The organism is Pseudomonas abietaniphila (assembly GCF_900100795.1).
GTDB lineage: Bacteria > Pseudomonadota > Gammaproteobacteria > Pseudomonadales > Pseudomonadaceae > Aquipseudomonas > Aquipseudomonas abietaniphila.
In genome coordinates, this window is sequence record NZ_FNCO01000003.1 from 423973 (window position 1) to 439781 (window position 15809).

General features: G+C 59.7%; 17 protein-coding genes. 10 read left to right on the top strand and 7 right to left on the bottom strand.

Annotated elements, in window-relative coordinates; translation table 11 throughout:
- Positions 1–47 precede the first annotated feature (47 nt).
- Together BLS87_RS08640 and BLS87_RS08645 are read left to right on the top strand one after the other, a co-directional pair.
- Positions 48–854: an AraC family transcriptional regulator gene (locus BLS87_RS08640; RefSeq protein WP_074752055.1), complete on the top strand. Its 807-nt coding sequence runs from the start codon at positions 48–50 to the stop codon at positions 852–854.
- Positions 855–1099: 245 nt separating this feature from the next.
- Positions 1100–1993, top strand: coding sequence for a PA4780 family RIO1-like protein kinase (locus BLS87_RS08645; RefSeq protein WP_074752057.1), 894 nt, complete (start codon positions 1100–1102; stop codon positions 1991–1993).
- 54 nt (positions 1994–2047) lie between these two features.
- On the opposite strand, the gene cueR is transcribed toward BLS87_RS08645, so the two are convergent.
- From cueR to BLS87_RS08660, 3 genes are all read right to left on the bottom strand, one after another.
- The gene (cueR, locus tag BLS87_RS08650; protein WP_074752059.1) at positions 2048–2449 is read right to left on the bottom strand and encodes a Cu(I)-responsive transcriptional regulator; all 402 of its coding nucleotides are present in this window, start codon (positions 2447–2449) and stop codon (positions 2048–2050) included.
- Positions 2446–4656, bottom strand: coding sequence for a heavy metal translocating P-type ATPase (locus BLS87_RS08655; protein WP_074752061.1), 2211 nt, complete (start codon positions 4654–4656; stop codon positions 2446–2448). The genes cueR and BLS87_RS08655 overlap by 4 nt, the downstream gene beginning before the upstream one ends.
- 76 nt (positions 4657–4732) lie before the next feature.
- Positions 4733–5113 (bottom strand): hypothetical protein, encoded by a 381-nt coding sequence (locus BLS87_RS08660; RefSeq protein ID WP_074752063.1) that lies wholly within the window; start codon positions 5111–5113, stop codon positions 4733–4735.
- A 168-nt stretch (positions 5114–5281) separates the two neighbouring features.
- Between BLS87_RS08660 and BLS87_RS08665 the strand changes: the two genes are divergently transcribed.
- Positions 5282–5479, top strand: coding sequence for a heavy-metal-associated domain-containing protein (locus BLS87_RS08665; protein WP_074752065.1), 198 nt, complete (start codon positions 5282–5284; stop codon positions 5477–5479).
- Between the two features lie 143 nt (positions 5480–5622).
- Here BLS87_RS08665 and BLS87_RS08670 read toward each other — a convergent pair whose 3' ends face one another.
- Both BLS87_RS08670 and BLS87_RS08675 read right to left on the bottom strand, forming a co-directional pair.
- Positions 5623–7482 carry an Lnb N-terminal periplasmic domain-containing protein gene (locus BLS87_RS08670; protein ID WP_074752067.1) on the bottom strand — a complete coding sequence of 620 codons (1860 nt, stop codon included), beginning with the start codon at positions 7480–7482 and terminating at the stop codon, positions 5623–5625.
- Between the two features lie 81 nt (positions 7483–7563).
- On the bottom strand, positions 7564–8052 hold the full coding sequence (locus BLS87_RS08675) for a DUF3015 domain-containing protein (RefSeq protein WP_074752069.1): 489 nt from the start codon (positions 8050–8052) through the stop codon (positions 7564–7566).
- Between the two features lie 281 nt (positions 8053–8333).
- Here BLS87_RS08675 and BLS87_RS08680 point away from each other — a divergent pair, with 281 nt between their 5' ends.
- From BLS87_RS08680 to bamJ, 5 genes are all read left to right on the top strand, one after another.
- The gene (locus BLS87_RS08680; RefSeq protein ID WP_074752071.1) at positions 8334–10766 is read left to right on the top strand and encodes a Lon protease family protein; all 2433 of its coding nucleotides are present in this window, start codon (positions 8334–8336) and stop codon (positions 10764–10766) included.
- Positions 10767–10950: 184 nt separating this feature from the next.
- A complete protein-coding gene (locus tag BLS87_RS08685) occupies positions 10951–11283 on the top strand; it encodes a PA4575 family protein (protein ID WP_074752073.1) in 333 nt (110 codons plus the stop codon).
- A gap of 174 nt (positions 11284–11457) precedes the next feature.
- Complete coding sequence (locus BLS87_RS08690; RefSeq protein ID WP_037015447.1) at positions 11458–11946, top strand: TIGR00645 family protein; 489 nt, start codon at positions 11458–11460, stop codon at positions 11944–11946.
- Between the two features lie 219 nt (positions 11947–12165).
- The gene (locus BLS87_RS08695; RefSeq protein WP_074752075.1) at positions 12166–12471 is read left to right on the top strand and encodes a DUF6482 family protein; all 306 of its coding nucleotides are present in this window, start codon (positions 12166–12168) and stop codon (positions 12469–12471) included.
- An 86-nt stretch (positions 12472–12557) separates the two neighbouring features.
- A complete protein-coding gene (bamJ, locus tag BLS87_RS08700) occupies positions 12558–13175 on the top strand; it encodes a BamJ family beta-barrel-assembly machinery protein (RefSeq protein ID WP_074752077.1) in 618 nt (205 codons plus the stop codon).
- A gap of 88 nt (positions 13176–13263) precedes the next feature.
- Here the strand turns inward: bamJ and BLS87_RS08705 are convergent, their stop codons facing one another.
- Together BLS87_RS08705 and BLS87_RS08710 are read right to left on the bottom strand one after the other, a co-directional pair.
- Positions 13264–13506 (bottom strand): PA4570 family protein, encoded by a 243-nt coding sequence (locus BLS87_RS08705; RefSeq protein ID WP_074752079.1) that lies wholly within the window; start codon positions 13504–13506, stop codon positions 13264–13266.
- Positions 13507–13763: 257 nt separating this feature from the next.
- Positions 13764–14732 carry a polyprenyl synthetase family protein gene (locus tag BLS87_RS08710; RefSeq protein ID WP_074752081.1) on the bottom strand — a complete coding sequence of 323 codons (969 nt, stop codon included), beginning with the start codon at positions 14730–14732 and terminating at the stop codon, positions 13764–13766.
- A 241-nt stretch (positions 14733–14973) separates the two neighbouring features.
- Here BLS87_RS08710 and rplU point away from each other — a divergent pair, with 241 nt between their 5' ends.
- Together rplU and rpmA are read left to right on the top strand one after the other, a co-directional pair.
- Complete coding sequence (gene rplU, locus BLS87_RS08715) at positions 14974–15288, top strand: 50S ribosomal protein L21 (RefSeq protein WP_007950961.1); 315 nt, start codon at positions 14974–14976, stop codon at positions 15286–15288.
- Between the two features lie 35 nt (positions 15289–15323).
- Entirely contained in the window at positions 15324–15596 is a 273-nt protein-coding gene (gene rpmA / locus BLS87_RS08720; protein WP_062378791.1) for a 50S ribosomal protein L27, read from the top strand.
- Positions 15597–15809: the final 213 nt, after the last annotated feature.

Here is a 15809-nt window from a genome sequence, read left to right on the forward strand (position 1 = left end):
TTCTGCGCTGCACCGTAAACTGCCGCTTCACGACACAAGGCCTGCTCATGCCGACCAACGGACACCGCCCCGCACGCAACGCAGACACCCAGCGGCTCATCCCGGCGCTGGCGGATCTGCCCAGGCCGCTTTATGCCCGCGCCGAAAGCCTGAGTGCCGGATCCTGGACGCCGACTCATCGTCACGACTGGGTGCAGTTCTCCTACGCGATCAGCGGCGTGCTGGGCGTACACACCGAGCAAGGCAGCTTCTTCGCACCGCCGCAGTGGGGCGTCTGGATTCCGGCCGGGCTGGATCATGAGGTGGTCACCTCGACGCGCGCGGAAATGCGCAGCCTGTACGTGCGTGCGCAAGATTCCCAGTGGGCGCCGAATCGATGCAGGGTGCTGGAGGTCACGCCGCTGGCCCGTGAGCTGATCAAGACGTTCTGCCTGCTTCCTGCCGATTACCCCGAGCACGACAGCCACCAATCACGCCTCGTTAATGTGTTGCTCGATCAGTTGGCGAGTTTGCCAGAGGTGGGCTTCTCCCTTCCGTTGCCCCGTCATGCCCGTTTGCTTGCGCTGTGCAATGAACTGGTGGACGACCCTGGGCAGGCCATCACGCTGACCGAGTGGGCGTCGCGCCTGAACATGTCGGAAAAAACGCTGATGCGCCTGTTCCAGCGCGAAACGGGGCTGAGCTTCCGGGGCTGGCGTCAGCGAGCGAGGCTGTTGGCGTCGCTCAATGCCTTGGAAGAGGGCGAAAGCGTGACGCGCACCGCGCTCAATTGTGGTTACGATTCCACGTCGGCATTCATTGCTGCATTCAAGGGGTTGTTTGGCTTCACGCCTGGCGAACTGTTCAGAAACTGAAAGTTTTGTCGTTCACCTGTTGGGCCGTTCGTCGATCTGTCCGCCTGGCGGGTCAAGGCCTTGATTCAGGGGGCTGAGTCCCAGCTGCAGCCCGGCATGAAAGGTGCTTGGATGAACTCAGGGAACGTATGGTTTGCAACTGAATCCATGACTGCATTCCATAACCCCCTACTCGCTGGCAGAGGATTGCCGTATAACGAGCAACAATCGCGTGTTTGGCAACGAAGGACCCACAATAAAAGCTGATGAAGACTCCAAAACGCATTGAACCCCTGATCGAAGACGGTCTGGTAGACGAGGTGCTGCGTCCGCTGATGAGCGGCAAAGAGGCAGCTGTTTATGTGGTGCGCTGTGGCAAAGAGCTACGGTGCGCGAAGGTTTACAAGGAGGCGAACAAACGCAGTTTCCGTCAGGCCGCGGAGTACCAGGAAGGCCGTAAGGTCCGTAACAGTCGCCAGGCCCGCGCCATGGCGAAAGGCTCGAAGTTCGGTCGCAAGGAAACTGAGGACGCTTGGCAGAACGCCGAAGTGGCAGCCTTGTTCCGGCTGGCCAATGCGGGTGTCAGAGTGCCCAAGCCGTACGACTTCCTTGAAGGCGTATTGTTGATGGAAATGGTCTCTGACGAATACGGCGATGCGGCGCCCCGTCTAAATGACGTCACGATGGAACCTGATCAGGCCCGCGAGTATCACGCGTTCCTGATTCAGCAAATCGTGCTGATGTTGTGTACCGGTCTGGTGCACGGTGACCTTTCCGAGTTCAACGTGCTGCTGTCGCCGGATGGCCCGGTCATTATCGATCTGCCTCAGGCGGTCGACGCAGCGGGCAACAACCACGCGTTCAGCATGCTGGAGCGCGACGTTAATAACATGGCGTCCTACTTCGGTCGCTTTGCGCCGGAACTGAAGCAGACTCGCTTCGCCAGGGAGATGTGGTCGTACTACGAGGCTGGCACGCTTTCGCCTGCCACCGTGCTGACCGGCGTATTTGCCGATCCGGACGACATTGCCGACGTTGGCAGCGTGCTGCGCGAGATCGAAGCAGCGCGTCTGGACGAGGACCGCCGCCAGGCTGCTCGGGCAGCGGATGATGCGCCACCAAGCAAAGCCGAAGAACCGCCTCCGCCCTGGATGCAGTGATCGGTTAAACATAAAACCCGGCTCCGGCCGGGTTTTTTGTTGTCTGCGCAGGGCTTAATGGCAACACCCCCCCGACTCCAGATTCTTCAAGATGGGGCAGTCCGGTCGATCGTTGCCCTGACAGTGCTCGACCAGATCCTGCAGCGTGTCCCTCAAGCCCGCGAGTTCTTCGATCTTCTGATTCAGCTCCACAATGTGTTTGTGGGCCAGCGCTTTCACATCGGCGCTGGCTCGACCTCGGTCTTGCCACAAGGTCAGCAGTTTGCCGACCTCTTCCAGTGAAAAGCCCAGATCCCGCGAGCGCTTGATGAACGCCAGGGTGTGCAGGTCGTTAGTACTGTAGACGCGGTAGCCGCTGTCAGTGCGGGTGGCTGCCTGCAGCAAGCCGATGGACTCGTAGTACCGAATCATCTTTGCGCTCAGACCACTGCTCTTCGCGGCTTGGCCGATATTCATGGCGCCTCTCCTTCGTCCGGCTGTTGATCAGCCATTTTCCAGGTTTTCAACAGCAGGGCGTTGCTGACGACGCTTACGCTGGACAGCGCCATAGCAGCGCCTGCCAGCACCGGGTTCAACAGGCCGAACGCGGCCAGCGGAATACCAATCAGGTTGTAGACGAAGGCCCAGAACAGGTTCTGACGAATCTTCGCGTAGGTCCTGCGGCTGATATCCAGTGCGGCGGGAATCAGGCGCGGGTCGCCGCGCATCAGCGTGATGCCCGAGGCGTGCATCGCCACATCGGTGCCGCCACCCATCGCGATGCCGATGTCCGCTGCCGCCAACGCAGGCGCGTCGTTGATGCCGTCGCCGACCATCGCCACCACGCCTGTTTTCTTCAGTTCCATCACCGTTGCGGCTTTGTCGGCGGGCAAGACTTCGGCGTGGACATCGCTGATGCCCAGCGCGTTGGCCACGGCTTTGGCGCTGCCCCAGTTGTCGCCGGTCAACAAATGGCTGCTGATGTTGCGTCGGGTGAGCTGTTCGATCGCTTGAGCGGCGCCAGGCTTGAGCGTGTCGCCGAACGCGAATAACCCGAGCACCTGCCGCTGCGGGCTCAGCTCGATCAACCACGACAAGGTGCGGCCTTCGGCTTCCCACGCCTTGGCGTTATCAGCAAGCGATCCCATGTTCAGGTCGCTTTCGTCCAGCAGGCGCCGGTTGCCCAGCGCCAGATCGCGACCGTTCCAGGTGCCGGCGATCCCACGCCCGGCGAGCGACCGGCTATTGCTGACGTCAGCCGGTATCTGGCCACGCTCGCTGCACACGTCCAGCACGGCTTTGGCCAGTGGGTGTTCGCTGCCACGCTGCAATGCGCCTGCCATCTCCAGCAAGGCGTCTTCGTCGCCGTTCAAGGTCGCCATGTGCGCTATGCGGGGTGCGCCGGAGGTCAAGGTGCCGGTCTTGTCGAACACCACGGCGGTGACTTCATGCGCGCGCTCAAGCGCCTCGACGTCCTTGATCAGGATGCCGTAGCGCGCCGCGACGCCGGTGCCGGCCATGATCGCGGTGGGCGTCGCCAGGCCCAGTGCGCAAGGGCACGCGATCACCAGCACCGCCACGGCATTGATCAAGGCGGCTTCCAGGGAGGCGCCTGCCAACAGCCAGCCGATCACCGTCGCGATCGCCAGGAGCAAGACAACCGGAACGAACACCTGGCTGACCTTATCCACCAGCTTATGGATGGGCGCCTTGGCGGACTGTGCGTCCTCAACGAGGCGGATGATGCGCGCCAGCACGGTTTCCGCACCCAAGGCCTGAGTGCTGACCAACAAGCGGCCCTCGCCATTGATCGCGCCGCCAGTGACCTTGTCACCCGGGTGCTTGGGGATCGGCAGGCTCTCGCCGCTGATCAGGGCTTCGTCGGCGTGGCTCTGGCCTTCGATGACTTCACCGTCGACCGGAAAGCGTTCGCCGGGTTTGACCAGCACGAGGTCGCCGACTTTCAGTGCGCTGATGGCGACGTCGTGTTCCTGCCCATCAATGACCTGAATCGCGCGTTCCGGGCGCAACGCCTCAAGTGCCCGGATGGCGCTGGCGGTCTGGCGTTTGGCACTGCTTTCCAGGTATTTGCCGAGCAATACGAGCGCAATGACCACGGCCGATGCTTCGAAATACAAATGCGGCATGCTGCCCGGCGCCGCCATCAGCCACTGATACACGCTCAGGCCATAGCCGGCGCTGGTGCCCAGGGCGACGAGCAGGTCCATGTTGCCCGCACCGGCCCGTACGGCTTTCCACGCGGCGACGTAGAAGCGCGCACCGATGAAGAATTGAACGGGTGTCGCCAGCAGAAACTGCGCCCAGGCGGGCAGCATCCAGTGGATACCCAACGGCTGCAGCAGCATGGGCAGCACCAGCGGCACCGCCAGGACGATCGCCAGCATCAAGTGCCAGCGTTCGCTGTCATGGCGTTTTTGCTGGTCGGCCTCCTGAACGGAAGGGTCTTGGTCCAGACTCGCGCCATAGCCGGCTTTGTCGACAGCGGCGATCAGACTCGCCGGGTCGATCGGCTCGGCGACTTCCACGTGAGCGCGTTCATTGGCGAGGTTAACGGTGGCGCTGGTGACGCCGGGGACTTTACGCAAGGCGCGCTCGACGCGACCCACGCAACTGGCGCAGGTCATGCCGCTGATCGGCAGGTCGAACGTAGTGGGGCTGGACATGGTGGGGTACTCCTTGAAGGCGATTGCCAGCAAGGATCAACCTTGCCACGTTGGCAAGGTCAAGTCCTGAGTTGCATCAATAATTCAGGTTGGCTTTTTTGAGATACATGCCCTTCGGGCCGGAGGCGATCCGGTATTTCAGGACATCGCCGGCATTGATGTGCAGGCGGGTATTGTTCTGCGCTTCGATGCCGGGCGAGCAACCGGGCGTCTGGCCGGGCAGGACCCGCAGGCGCACGGACAGATCACCGGCCGGCAGGTTGAAGGAGCGTGACTCTTCCTGAAACAGTCGACCGACCAGCTGATCCTGCATGTAGATACCGATCTCGCAGGACGTGGCCACTTCCAGCCGCTCGCGGGAAATGATGAGTACGCCGTAGTCCTGATCGGCCTGAGCCCAGGATGCGGAAGCCAACAGGCCGATAAAACCTGCGATGCGAAAGGCTGACCAGCGCATTGCCGATTCTCCTGATGTTCGTTGATGAAACACTTTGGCTCAGTAAATCGCGGAATACCAGCCCGGCAGATTCACGGGAAACTTGACCTTGCCACGGTGGGAAGGTCGAACATGGCGACATCCCGCTGTTTCACCCTGTGAGCAGCCACTCAACCGAGGAGTCATCACATGCAAGTATTCAACGTTCAAGGCATGACCTGCGGGCACTGCGTCCGCGCCGTTACCAACGCAATCAAGGGTGAAGACCCGGCTGCTGACGTGCAGATCGATCTGGCCAAAGGCGAGGTCAGGGTGCAAAGCGAGCTGGCGAGCGAGCAGGTGATCGGGCTGATCGAGGAGGAGGGGTATACCGCGAAGACAGTTTGAGTGCGGATCAACGGAAAACGCCGCGTTGCTGTAGGAGTGAGCTTGCTCGCGATTGCGATTTGCCTGGTACATCATCGTCGGCTGACGTACCGCATTCGTCGGAAGGCCGCCCAGACCAAGCGCGCTCCTACAGGTTTGCATTTCTAATAGTGATACCACTTCAACTCAAGCATCACTTCGTTCACCGGCGACGTCAGCTGGCTGAATTCCCGTTGTGCGCTGAGCCGCAGGCCCAGATTACGCGAGAGCTCCCACTGCTGATTCAAGCTGATGTTGCGGCGCACTTCGCCGTTGGTGAAGTAATCGCCTTTGGTTTCCAGGCTGAAATTGCCCAGCGGATTGCGCCACAGAACGCCAGTATTGAAACCGGCGGCGGGTGAGACGAGCGCGTCGAAGTCATTGTTGTGCTCGATCCGGACCGTGCCCAGTGCAAAGCCCAGCACGTCGTCACCCAGCTTCCAGGTCCCGCCCGCGCCGCCGTTGACGTGGCTGACCAGATTCTCGTCGCCATGCTTGCCCAGCACACGCTCCAGCCCGCCTGCCACTTGCCACGACCATGGCTGCAACAGTTCGTTGCGAGGGGTCAGCGAGCGAATGGTCGCCAGGTCCAGTTGCTGAACCTGCCAGCGACTGTCTTCGTACTGACGCAGCTTGAGCTGAAGAATCTCGATCTGTGCGCCGAGCGGGAAGCCGTAGGCGTTGTCGTTGAGGTCGTGATACGCCATGCGCAAGCCGTATTCGGCGAACGCCTTGTCATCGCGCGTGCCGGCGCCCAATTGCCAGGTGCGCGATTCATGACCGTCTTCCGGCAAGCCCGGACGCTCGATTTCCAGCTCGGGCGGCGGATTGGTGCTGATTGCACGCAGCAAGTCATAGCTGCGCTGCGAACGCACCGGGTCGCGCTCCAGACCGTTGGCGCGGTAGCGCTCCAGCCGATAAGCCGCGTCCTGAATCAACGCGCGCCGCTCTTTTGGCACGGCGAGGTATTCAGGGCTCTGCATCTGCTGCTGATCAGCGCTGACTTTCAGTACCCATTGTTTTTCATCATGGTTCAGCGGCTCGGCGCGGCTGAGCAGTTCACGTTCCTTCGAAGGCCGATAATCGATCTTCTCCACCAGCCCGGCTTCCTTGACGGCGCGCACGGTGTCGGTGGGGATTGCGGTCAGGCGAAACTGCGGCGTCAGGTTCAGGCTGGGGCGCGCGACCTGTAACAGTTCGAGCAGGCGATAGGAGCAGTTTTCGTCGAAGAAGAAATAACCGAAGCGGATCTGTTTGAGTTCCCACACGTGCTCGACCATGCGCCGGGTTTCTTCCGGCGTCAGGTTCAACCGGTATTCCCACAGATCGCGGTTTTCCAGGCTGCGGTACTCAGAGAGTTTTTCCTGATACGGCACCAGCGCGAACAGCCCCGGATAGCCACCCATCAGGCCTTTCCAGGCGTACAGGATGCTGTTGTCGGAGCCTTCGATGTAGGCGCCGAAGTTGATCGCGTAGCTGAGCAGGGCGGTCTTGTTCGCCTCCACGCCGGCCTGATCGATACGCAGCAAGGTGTGGCCGAACATCGACGACGGGCTATTGAGGTACGCGGCCGGGAAGATCATCACTGTGCTGTCGGGCGCGACATCAGAGAACCACTTGTTGAATTCTTTGCAGTCGACGGCGGGCAGGTCAGTCAGCTTCAGCTCGTCACGCAAAAAACGGGTGCGCGAGGGGTATACGCACTGTGGATGCGCGTTTTCTTTGCCCTCAACGACGGGACGATAGATCGCCTCAAGCGTGGCAGCGAGCTCGGCTTTGGGGTCGTGGGCGCCGTTAACGGCAAGGAAAAATTTGGGGTCGTCGACATAGCTGCGCCATCCACCGAGCTTACCGGCTTCATAATGGCCTATAGCGACCCAGAATCTGGAATCGGCCAATTGCTGCAAACGATCATCTTTGACGTGTGGCGCGGCATACAGCGGGGCGCAGACACAGAGCGCCAGCCAGGCAAGGCGTTTGAGCATAGATTGGCAACTAATCAGGTAGACGGAAGCTAAACGAAAGCGGTGCAAGCCTGCCCCCCGAAGAAGGCAGGCAGATCGTATTTAAGCCTGAGTTGCGTATTTGGCCAACGTCGGATCGTTCTTCAGCACATCGAGGGTGTTGGTGTGCACGTCTTCAGCGGTGGCGTCTGCCTTGTTGAAGATCTGCTGGTAGTGGTTGTGGGTGACTGCGGCGAAATGCGCACGGTCTTCCGGTGCAACGCCCAGTACGACCGCATAGGTCGTCAGTGCCTCGCCCTGGCCCATCGCCATGTCTTTGGAAAGCTCGTCCATCATGCCGTTCATGGCAATCCAGGATTTACCGCCGTAGGTCAGGGCGCTGTTGGTGGAACAGCCGTTGGTGCCCGAGGTCATGCCGAACGTGGCGTTACCGGAGGTGCCGTTGGTGGTGGAAGCGAGGAAGTGGGCGGGGGTACCGCGTTGACCTTCGAACAGCATGTTGCCCCAGCCGCAGTCTGGGCCGCCAGGGGCTTGAGCCATGGCGTTGATGGACACAGCGGCGAAGAGAGTACCAAGAAGAATCCGTTTCATAGCTTTAGTCTCTGTTGTTTCAACCAAGGGTCGGGTCCTGGCCAGTACCGGCGCCAGGGAGGGTCGGTTATTTAATTTGTTACCGGCCGCTCCGCTTGGAGTTTAGGCACGATCTGAACGTTCCGTTGGTTATTACACTTTGTTGTATGCAGTTCGTGTCCTTAAAGCCTGTAGGAACGGTCCTCATCCATAAAAAACATTCCGATGGTTCTTGCCTTGCCAGTCGGGTGCGGCGAGCGCCAGAATGCCCCCATCTGCCCCGCCTGATGTAAGGATGTCCGATGCCCGATCCTGTTGCTGCCAGCTTGCGACTTGCGCCTGAAGCGCTGACCCGTCCCTTTTCCGCTGAACAGTTCAGCTTCACGACAACCAACGATCTGGAACCCTTTCGCGGCGTGCTCGGCCAGGAACGAGCGGTCGAGGCTCTACAGTTTGGGGTCGCCATGCCGCGGCCCGGTTACAACGTGTTCGTTATGGGAGAGCCCGGCACCGGTCGCTTCTCCTTCGTCAAGCGCTACCTCAAGGCTGAGGGCAAGCGCATGCAGACCCCCTCCGACTGGGTCTACGTCAATAACTTCGAAGAGTCGCGCGAGCCCCGTGCAGTGGAGCTGCCGCCGGGGAGTGCCAGTGCGTTCATCGCCGACATCAACGGCCTGATCGACAACCTTCTGTCGACGTTTCCGGCCGTTTTCGAGCATCCGTCCTACCAGCAGAAGAAGAGCGCCATTGACCGCGCCTTCAACCAACGTTATGACCGGGCGCTGGACGTGATCGAACGCCTTGCCCTGGAAAAAGACATTGCGCTGTACCGAGACAGCAGCAACATTGCCTTCACCCCGATGCTGGACGGCAAGGCGCTGGACGAGGCGGAGTTCTCGCAGTTGCCGGAAGCCGATCGCGACCGTTTTCACGACGATATTTCGGCCTTGGAGGAGCGTCTTAACGAGGAACTCGCCAGCCTGCCGCAGTGGAAGCGCGAGTCCAACAACCAGATGCGTCAGCTGAATGAAGAGACCATCATTCTGGCCTTGCAGCCACTGCTGGCGCCGCTGTCCGAGCAGTACGCGGAAAACGCCGCGGTCTGCGCGTATTTGCAGGCGATGCAGGTCAACCTGCTGAAAACCGTGGTCGAGCAACTGGTCGATGACAGCAAGGCCGATGCGCAGGCGCGCAAGCTGCTGGAAGAACAATACTGCCCGAGCCTGGTGGTCGGTCACTCGGCCAGCGGCGGAGCGCCTGTGGTCTTCGAGCCCCACCCGACGTACGACAATCTGTTTGGCCGTATCGAATACAGCACCGATCAAGGCGCGCTGTACACCACCTATCGCCAGCTGCGCCCGGGTGCGTTCCACCGGGCCAACGGCGGCTTCCTGATTCTGGAAGCTGAAAAAATGCTCAGCGAGCCGTTCGTATGGGACGCGCTCAAGCGTTCCCTGCAATCGCGCAAGCTGAAGATGGAGTCGCCGCTGGGCGAGCTGGGCCGCATTGCCACGGTGACCCTGACGCCGCAGACCATCCCGCTGCAGGTCAAAGTCATCATCATCGGCGCCCGTTCGCTGTACTACACGCTGCAGGACCTCGATCCGGACTTCCAGGAGATGTTCCGGGTGCTGGTGGATTTCGATGAAGACATCCCGATGGTCGACGAAAGCCTGGAGCAGTTCGCCCAGTTGCTCAAAACCCGTACCTCGGAAGAAGGCATGGCGCCGCTGACCGCCGATGCGGTGGCGCGTTTGGCGACTTACAGCGCGCGTCTGGCCGAACACCAGGGGCGTCTGTCGGCACGCATCGGCGATCTGTTCCAACTGGTGAGTGAGGCGGACTTCATTCGCAGCCTGGCGAACGACGAGCGGACCGACGCCGGTCACATCGAACGCGCGCTGAAAGCCAAGGCGACGCGCACCGGTCGCGTCTCGGCCCGCATTCTGGACGACATGCTCGCCGGGATCATTCTGATCGACACCGCGGGCGCGGCGGTCGGCAAGTGCAACGGCCTGACGGTGCTGGAAGTCGGCGACTCGGCGTTCGGTGTGCCTGCGCGGATTTCCGCCACGGTGTACCCGGGTGGCAGCGGCATTGTCGACATCGAGCGTGAGGTCAACCTCGGTCAGCCGATCCACTCCAAGGGCGTGATGATCCTCACCGGTTACCTGGGCAGTCGCTATGCGCAGGAATTCCCGCTGGCGATTTCCGCAAGCATCGCGCTGGAGCAGTCCTACGGTTATGTGGATGGCGACAGCGCTTCGCTCGGTGAGGTCTGCACGTTGATTTCCGCGTTGTCGAAGACACCGCTCAAGCAGTGCTTCGCGATCACGGGTTCGATCAACCAGTTCGGTGAAGTCCAGGCGGTCGGCGGGGTCAACGAGAAGATCGAAGGCTTCTTCCGACTCTGTGAGGCGCGAGGTCTGACAGGCGATCAGGGCGCGATCATCCCGCAAGCCAACGTCGCCACGCTGATGCTCGATGAAAAGGTCTTGCAGGCCGTGCGTGCCGGACAGTTCCATGTCTACGCCGTGCGTCAGGTCGACGAGGCGCTGAGTCTGTTGGTGGGCGAGCCGGTGGGTGAGGCTGACGAAGAGGGTCAATTCCCTGAGGATTCGGTCAACGGTCGAGTGGTGGATCGCCTTCGCGACATCGCCGAAATGCTCAGCGAAGAGGACCTCAAAGAGCTCGAAAAAGAGGCGCCACAATTACAACCGGAACTGAAAAGTTGACAGTTTGACGTCAACTAAACGGGGCGTCTGATGGCCAAATGACCATTCGGCGCCCTTTTTGTTTTCACTCTTTTCCTACAGGGTATTTGTTCGATATTGTCGTGTTGCAGCAGTTGTCAAATGGACTGACGCATTTCCGAAGCGGTTCCAGGGAATGAATACTGCACTCAATGAGGAGCTCGCCATGCCGCGCAGCCTCTGTCTTACTCGCCAATGTTTGGGTCTGGTGACCCGTATCGAATGTGTGATTCGCCCGCTGTCCGGCGATAACGGTATGTGGACCTTGCTGTTCGCTGCCGGGATGTCCGGGGAACAACCTTCTGCGCTCAAGGCTCAAGGGCCTTTTCATGGTCCGGTCGCCGCTGAGTCGGTGCTGGATGCGATTGCCGAGAGTCTGGCGCTGCATGGCTATCAGACCGCAGAAGAAATACCGATCTGGAGCCTTCATTTGCAAGGTGAGCTACGACGGATCAATGGCGATTCATCCCACAGCCAGCGCACTTCCCCTGTTAACTGACAGGCACTAATGTCTCGACGAAAGCCGCGTCTGTTTTTCCTGGCGTCCAGGGTCGTAGCGCGGGTTCGTCGAGGTTTTTCCCTCCGGGTTAATTGTTTCAAGTCTTGTCGTAAAGGGTTGTGCCAGAACGGCTTCGCCCTATACTCGCGAGCTTTCAATTATCTGTGAGCTTCAATGGAACGTTTTATCGAAAATGCCATGTACGCGTCGCGCTGGTTACTGGCGCCGATCTACTTTGGCTTGTCTCTGGGATTGCTGGCGCTGGCGCTCAAGTTTTTCCAGGAAATCTTCCACGTCATTCCCAACGTCTTTTCGCTGGCCGAGTCGGACCTGATTCTGGTCTTGCTGTCGCTGATCGACATGGCGCTGGTTGGCGGTCTGCTGGTGATGGTCATGATCTCCGGCTACGAAAACTTCGTCTCTCAACTGGACATCGACGAAGACAAGGAAAAGCTCAACTGGCTCGGCAAAATGGACTCCTCATCGTTGAAGATGAAAGTCGCCGCGTCCATTGTCGCGATTTCCTCGATCCACCTGCTGCGGGTGTTCATGGACGCCAAGAACATCGAACCGCAGTACCTGATGTGGTACGTGATCATCCACATGACCTTTGTCGTGTCGGCGTTTGCGATGGGCTATCTGGACAAGCTGACGAAGCATTAAGCAATACCCTGTGGGAGCGAATTCATTCGCGATGAGCGAGTACTGACGATAACGAGGTATCGGATGTACTGGCGTCTCGCGCATGAGTCCGCTCCCACACTGGTTTTTGTGGCGTGAACAAAAAATGACCAGCGGCACGCCCTGCACCTTGTACTCCGGCCAGAGTGGGCGAGACTTGTGATTCGCTCACTGAAGTCCGAGATCAACGAGGGTCCTCTCATGAATCTGCAGGAACTGACTGCCCACGCCAGTGCTGGTCGCATTGACGAACTCAACCTCATCTCCATGGAAGGCGGCATCTACTTGCTGGAGGCGCGCATGCATGGCGCTGCTCATCCGTTGAACGATGCGCGGGGCAAGACCCTGCACCTGCGTTCGGTCGAGCACGCACGGGATGTGCTGCACGCGATAACGCCGATGCCGTTCAACCTGGTGCATGCGGTGGTTCACGATGAGATGTGCGGCCTGCATGACACAGAAGAGCAAACGGTGCGCGTACCGCTTTCTATCCGTTCGGCCTGGTAGTTTGTTACTGGATATATCCTGTTGTGCTAGGCTGCTCGGCCATTTAGATCAGGGCGCCCGCGGGCGCTCTTCAGCGGAGCAGCGTTATGTCCGAAGTCAATCTGTCCACCGACGAAACCCGCGTCAGCTACGGCATCGGCCGTCAGTTGGGTGACCAACTGCGTGACAACCCGCCGCCGGGCGTCAATCTGGACGCCATTCTGGCCGGTCTGACCGACGCTTTCGGTGGCCAGTCAAGCCGCGTCAGCCAGGAAGAAATGGCCGCGAGCTTCAAAGTCATTCGCGAAATCATGCAGGCTGAAGCCGCTGCCAAAGCAGAAGCCGCCGCTGGCGCTGGTAAGCATTACCTGGCCGAGAACGCCAAGCGCGAAGGCGTGACCACGCTGGACTCGGGTTTGCAGTTCGAAGTCATCACCGCCGGTGAAGGCGCTCAGCCTACCCGCGAAAGCAACGTGCGCACGCATTACCACGGCATGCTGATCGACGGCACCGTGTTCGACAGTTCCTACGATCGTGGTGAGCCTGCCGAGTTTCCGGTCGGTGGTGTGATTGCAGGCTGGACCGAAGCACTGCAACTGATGAAGGCCGGCAGCAAATGGCGTCTGCACGTTCCTAGCGAGCTGGCTTACGGCGCACAAGGCGTGGGCAGCATCCCGCCGCACAGCGTTCTGGTGTTCGACGTAGAACTGCTCGACGTTCTGTAAGGCTGTAGCAGCAGCGTAAAGCTGCAAGCAGATCGTTGCCGGGTGGACATACGTGTTCACCCGGCCACGTCGTATTCAGGCAGTGGCATCAGTGCAGTTCACAGGCCGGGCGCAAGGCTCGGGCGTAGCAGAACAGAAACAGGTTTCTCACCATCTCCTTTTGAACACCGGGTTCGCACGAGCTCAGGCTGTTGACGTCCAGATCTCCCTGATCCCGCAATTCGTCCAGAGCGTCTTCTTCCAGCACTGCACAGACCTGGCCTGTCTCGCGATGGAGGATACGAAGGTAAGGGTGGGGCCGATCCAGCCAGGCGTCGATCAGATAAGTCATGTTCATTCTCCTTGAAGGTTTCCAATGAGAATAATTCTTATCTGAGGAATAGCAAGGTTCTATTTGAGATTAATTCGCATTATGTGCCGCAGGGGTAGCCCGCAGCGCTATACCTGCAGGGGCGTGGCTTGCGCCGCGATCGGTTGCGCAGCGACAGCAAAGCCAGTACTTGCAGGGCGAGCCACTCTTGCAGGTAGAAGGTGCAGGCAACAAAAAGCCCGTCATGTGGACGGGCTTTCGGTGTAACGAGCGGCGGATCAGTGCGTGCGTGCGACCGCGAACTCGCTCAGCTCGATCAGGGCGTCGCGGTATTCGCTGGGGGGCAGGGCGTCCAGGCAGGTGATGGCACGTGCCACGTAGTCGCGAGCCAGTTGAGCGGTGTAGTCCAGCGATCCCGACTTCTCGACGGCATCGCGGATGCTTGCCAAATCTTCCAGGCCGCCTTTCTGAATGGCCTGACGCACCAGCGCTGCTTGTTCCGGCGTGCCTTCGCGCATCGTGTAGATCAGCGGAAGGGTAGGTTTGCCTTCTGCAAGGTCGTCACCGATGTTCTTGCCCATGGTTTCTGCGTCGCCACGGTAATCGAGCAGATCGTCGACCAGCTGGAATGCGATGCCGAGGTGGTCGCCGAAGGTGCGCAGTGCTTCGCTCTGTTCCGGGCCCGCCTTGGCCAGGGCTGCGGCGCTGTGGGTCGAGGCTTCGAACAGCATGGCTGTCTTGCCGCGAATCACTTCCATGTAGGTTTCTTCGGTGGTGCTGGCGTCACGAATCTTCGACAACTGCAGGACTTCGCCTTCGGCGATGACGCGGGTGGCCTTGGACAGGATCTGCATGACCGGCATCGAACCGAGCTCGACCATCATTTCGAACGAGCGCGAATAGAGGAAGTCCCCGACCAGCACGCTCGGGGCGTTGCCCCACATGGCGTTCGCGGTCGAGCGGCCACGGCGCATGCCGGACATGTCGACCACGTCGTCGTGCAGCAGGGTGGCGGTGTGCAGGAATTCAATGGTGGCGGCCAGCAGACGCAGGTCATCACCGCCGCTGCCCAGTGCCTTGCCGCACAGGAGCACCAGCAATGGACGCAGGCGTTTGCCACCGGCGGAGGTAATGTAGTCGCCGATTTTCGAGACCAGCGGCACGCGCGATGTCAGCTGCTTCTTGATAATGTGGTCGACGGCTGTAAAGTCGTCCGCCACAGCGCGGTAGAAGGCTTGGGGTTGCATCAGCGAGACGTGCTCCAGAAGGGTTGCGCGGCATGCTAGGTTGCAGGCCCCACCCTGTCAAGGCGTGACGTAAGGCCGCTTGCAAGGCGTTCGCGGCTTGCGTACAATCGCGCACCCTAACTTTCCTGGGCAGCACCTGCCTTACGCAATTGCACATGGGCCTTTCCAGCCCCGTGCAGCCATGCCAGCCAATACCTCTTCCTATAAAGAGCTGGGTGAGCAGGATTTTCGGAGAAATACCATGTCTTATGCAGTAATCGTTACTGGCGGCAAGCAATACAAAGTCGCCCCAGGTGAATACCTGAAGATCGAAAAGCTGGAAGTCGCTACTGGCGAATCCGTTACTTTTGATCGCGTTCTGTTGGTCGCCAATGGCGACGACGTGAACATCGGCGCTCCAGTTGTTGCCGGCGCTACCGTTGTGGCTGAAGTGATCTCCCAAGGTCGTCACGATAAAGTCCGCATCATCAAGTTCCGTCGCCGTAAGCACCACATGAAGCGTATGGGCCACCGCCAGTGGTACACCGAGATCAAAATCACCGGTATTCAGGCTTAATTTCAGCCTAATTCCTCACTAGGAGAATTGAACTCATGGCACACAAAAAAGCTGGTGGTAGTACTCGTAACGGTCGCGACTCAGAAGCCAAACGCCTTGGCGTGAAGATGTATGGCGGCCAGGTCATCGTTCCGGGCAACATCATCGTGCGTCAGCGCGGCACCCAATTCCACGCTGGCTACGGCGTTGGCATGGGCAAAGATCACACTCTGTTCGCTAAAGTCGAAGGCGTGATCAAGTTCCAGGTTAAAGGCGCCTTCGGTCGTCGTTATGTAAGCATCGTGCCGAAAGCAGAAGTCGCGGCGTGATCTTGCGTTCAGGCGGTGTGAGGGCGTAGCGAAAGCAACGGCCTGCACATTGCCTGAGCTGAAAAGCCCTGTCGTTGACAGGGCTTTTTCGTTTGTAAAAGGTCTGGTTTCGGTGAGTCTCTTGCAAAGCTGTTTGTGTGGGCCGTTGTGGTGTGTAGTCGCTGGTTTTTGATCGGTATCGCAACGCTCATCTTTGCAAGAGCCTTATGAATT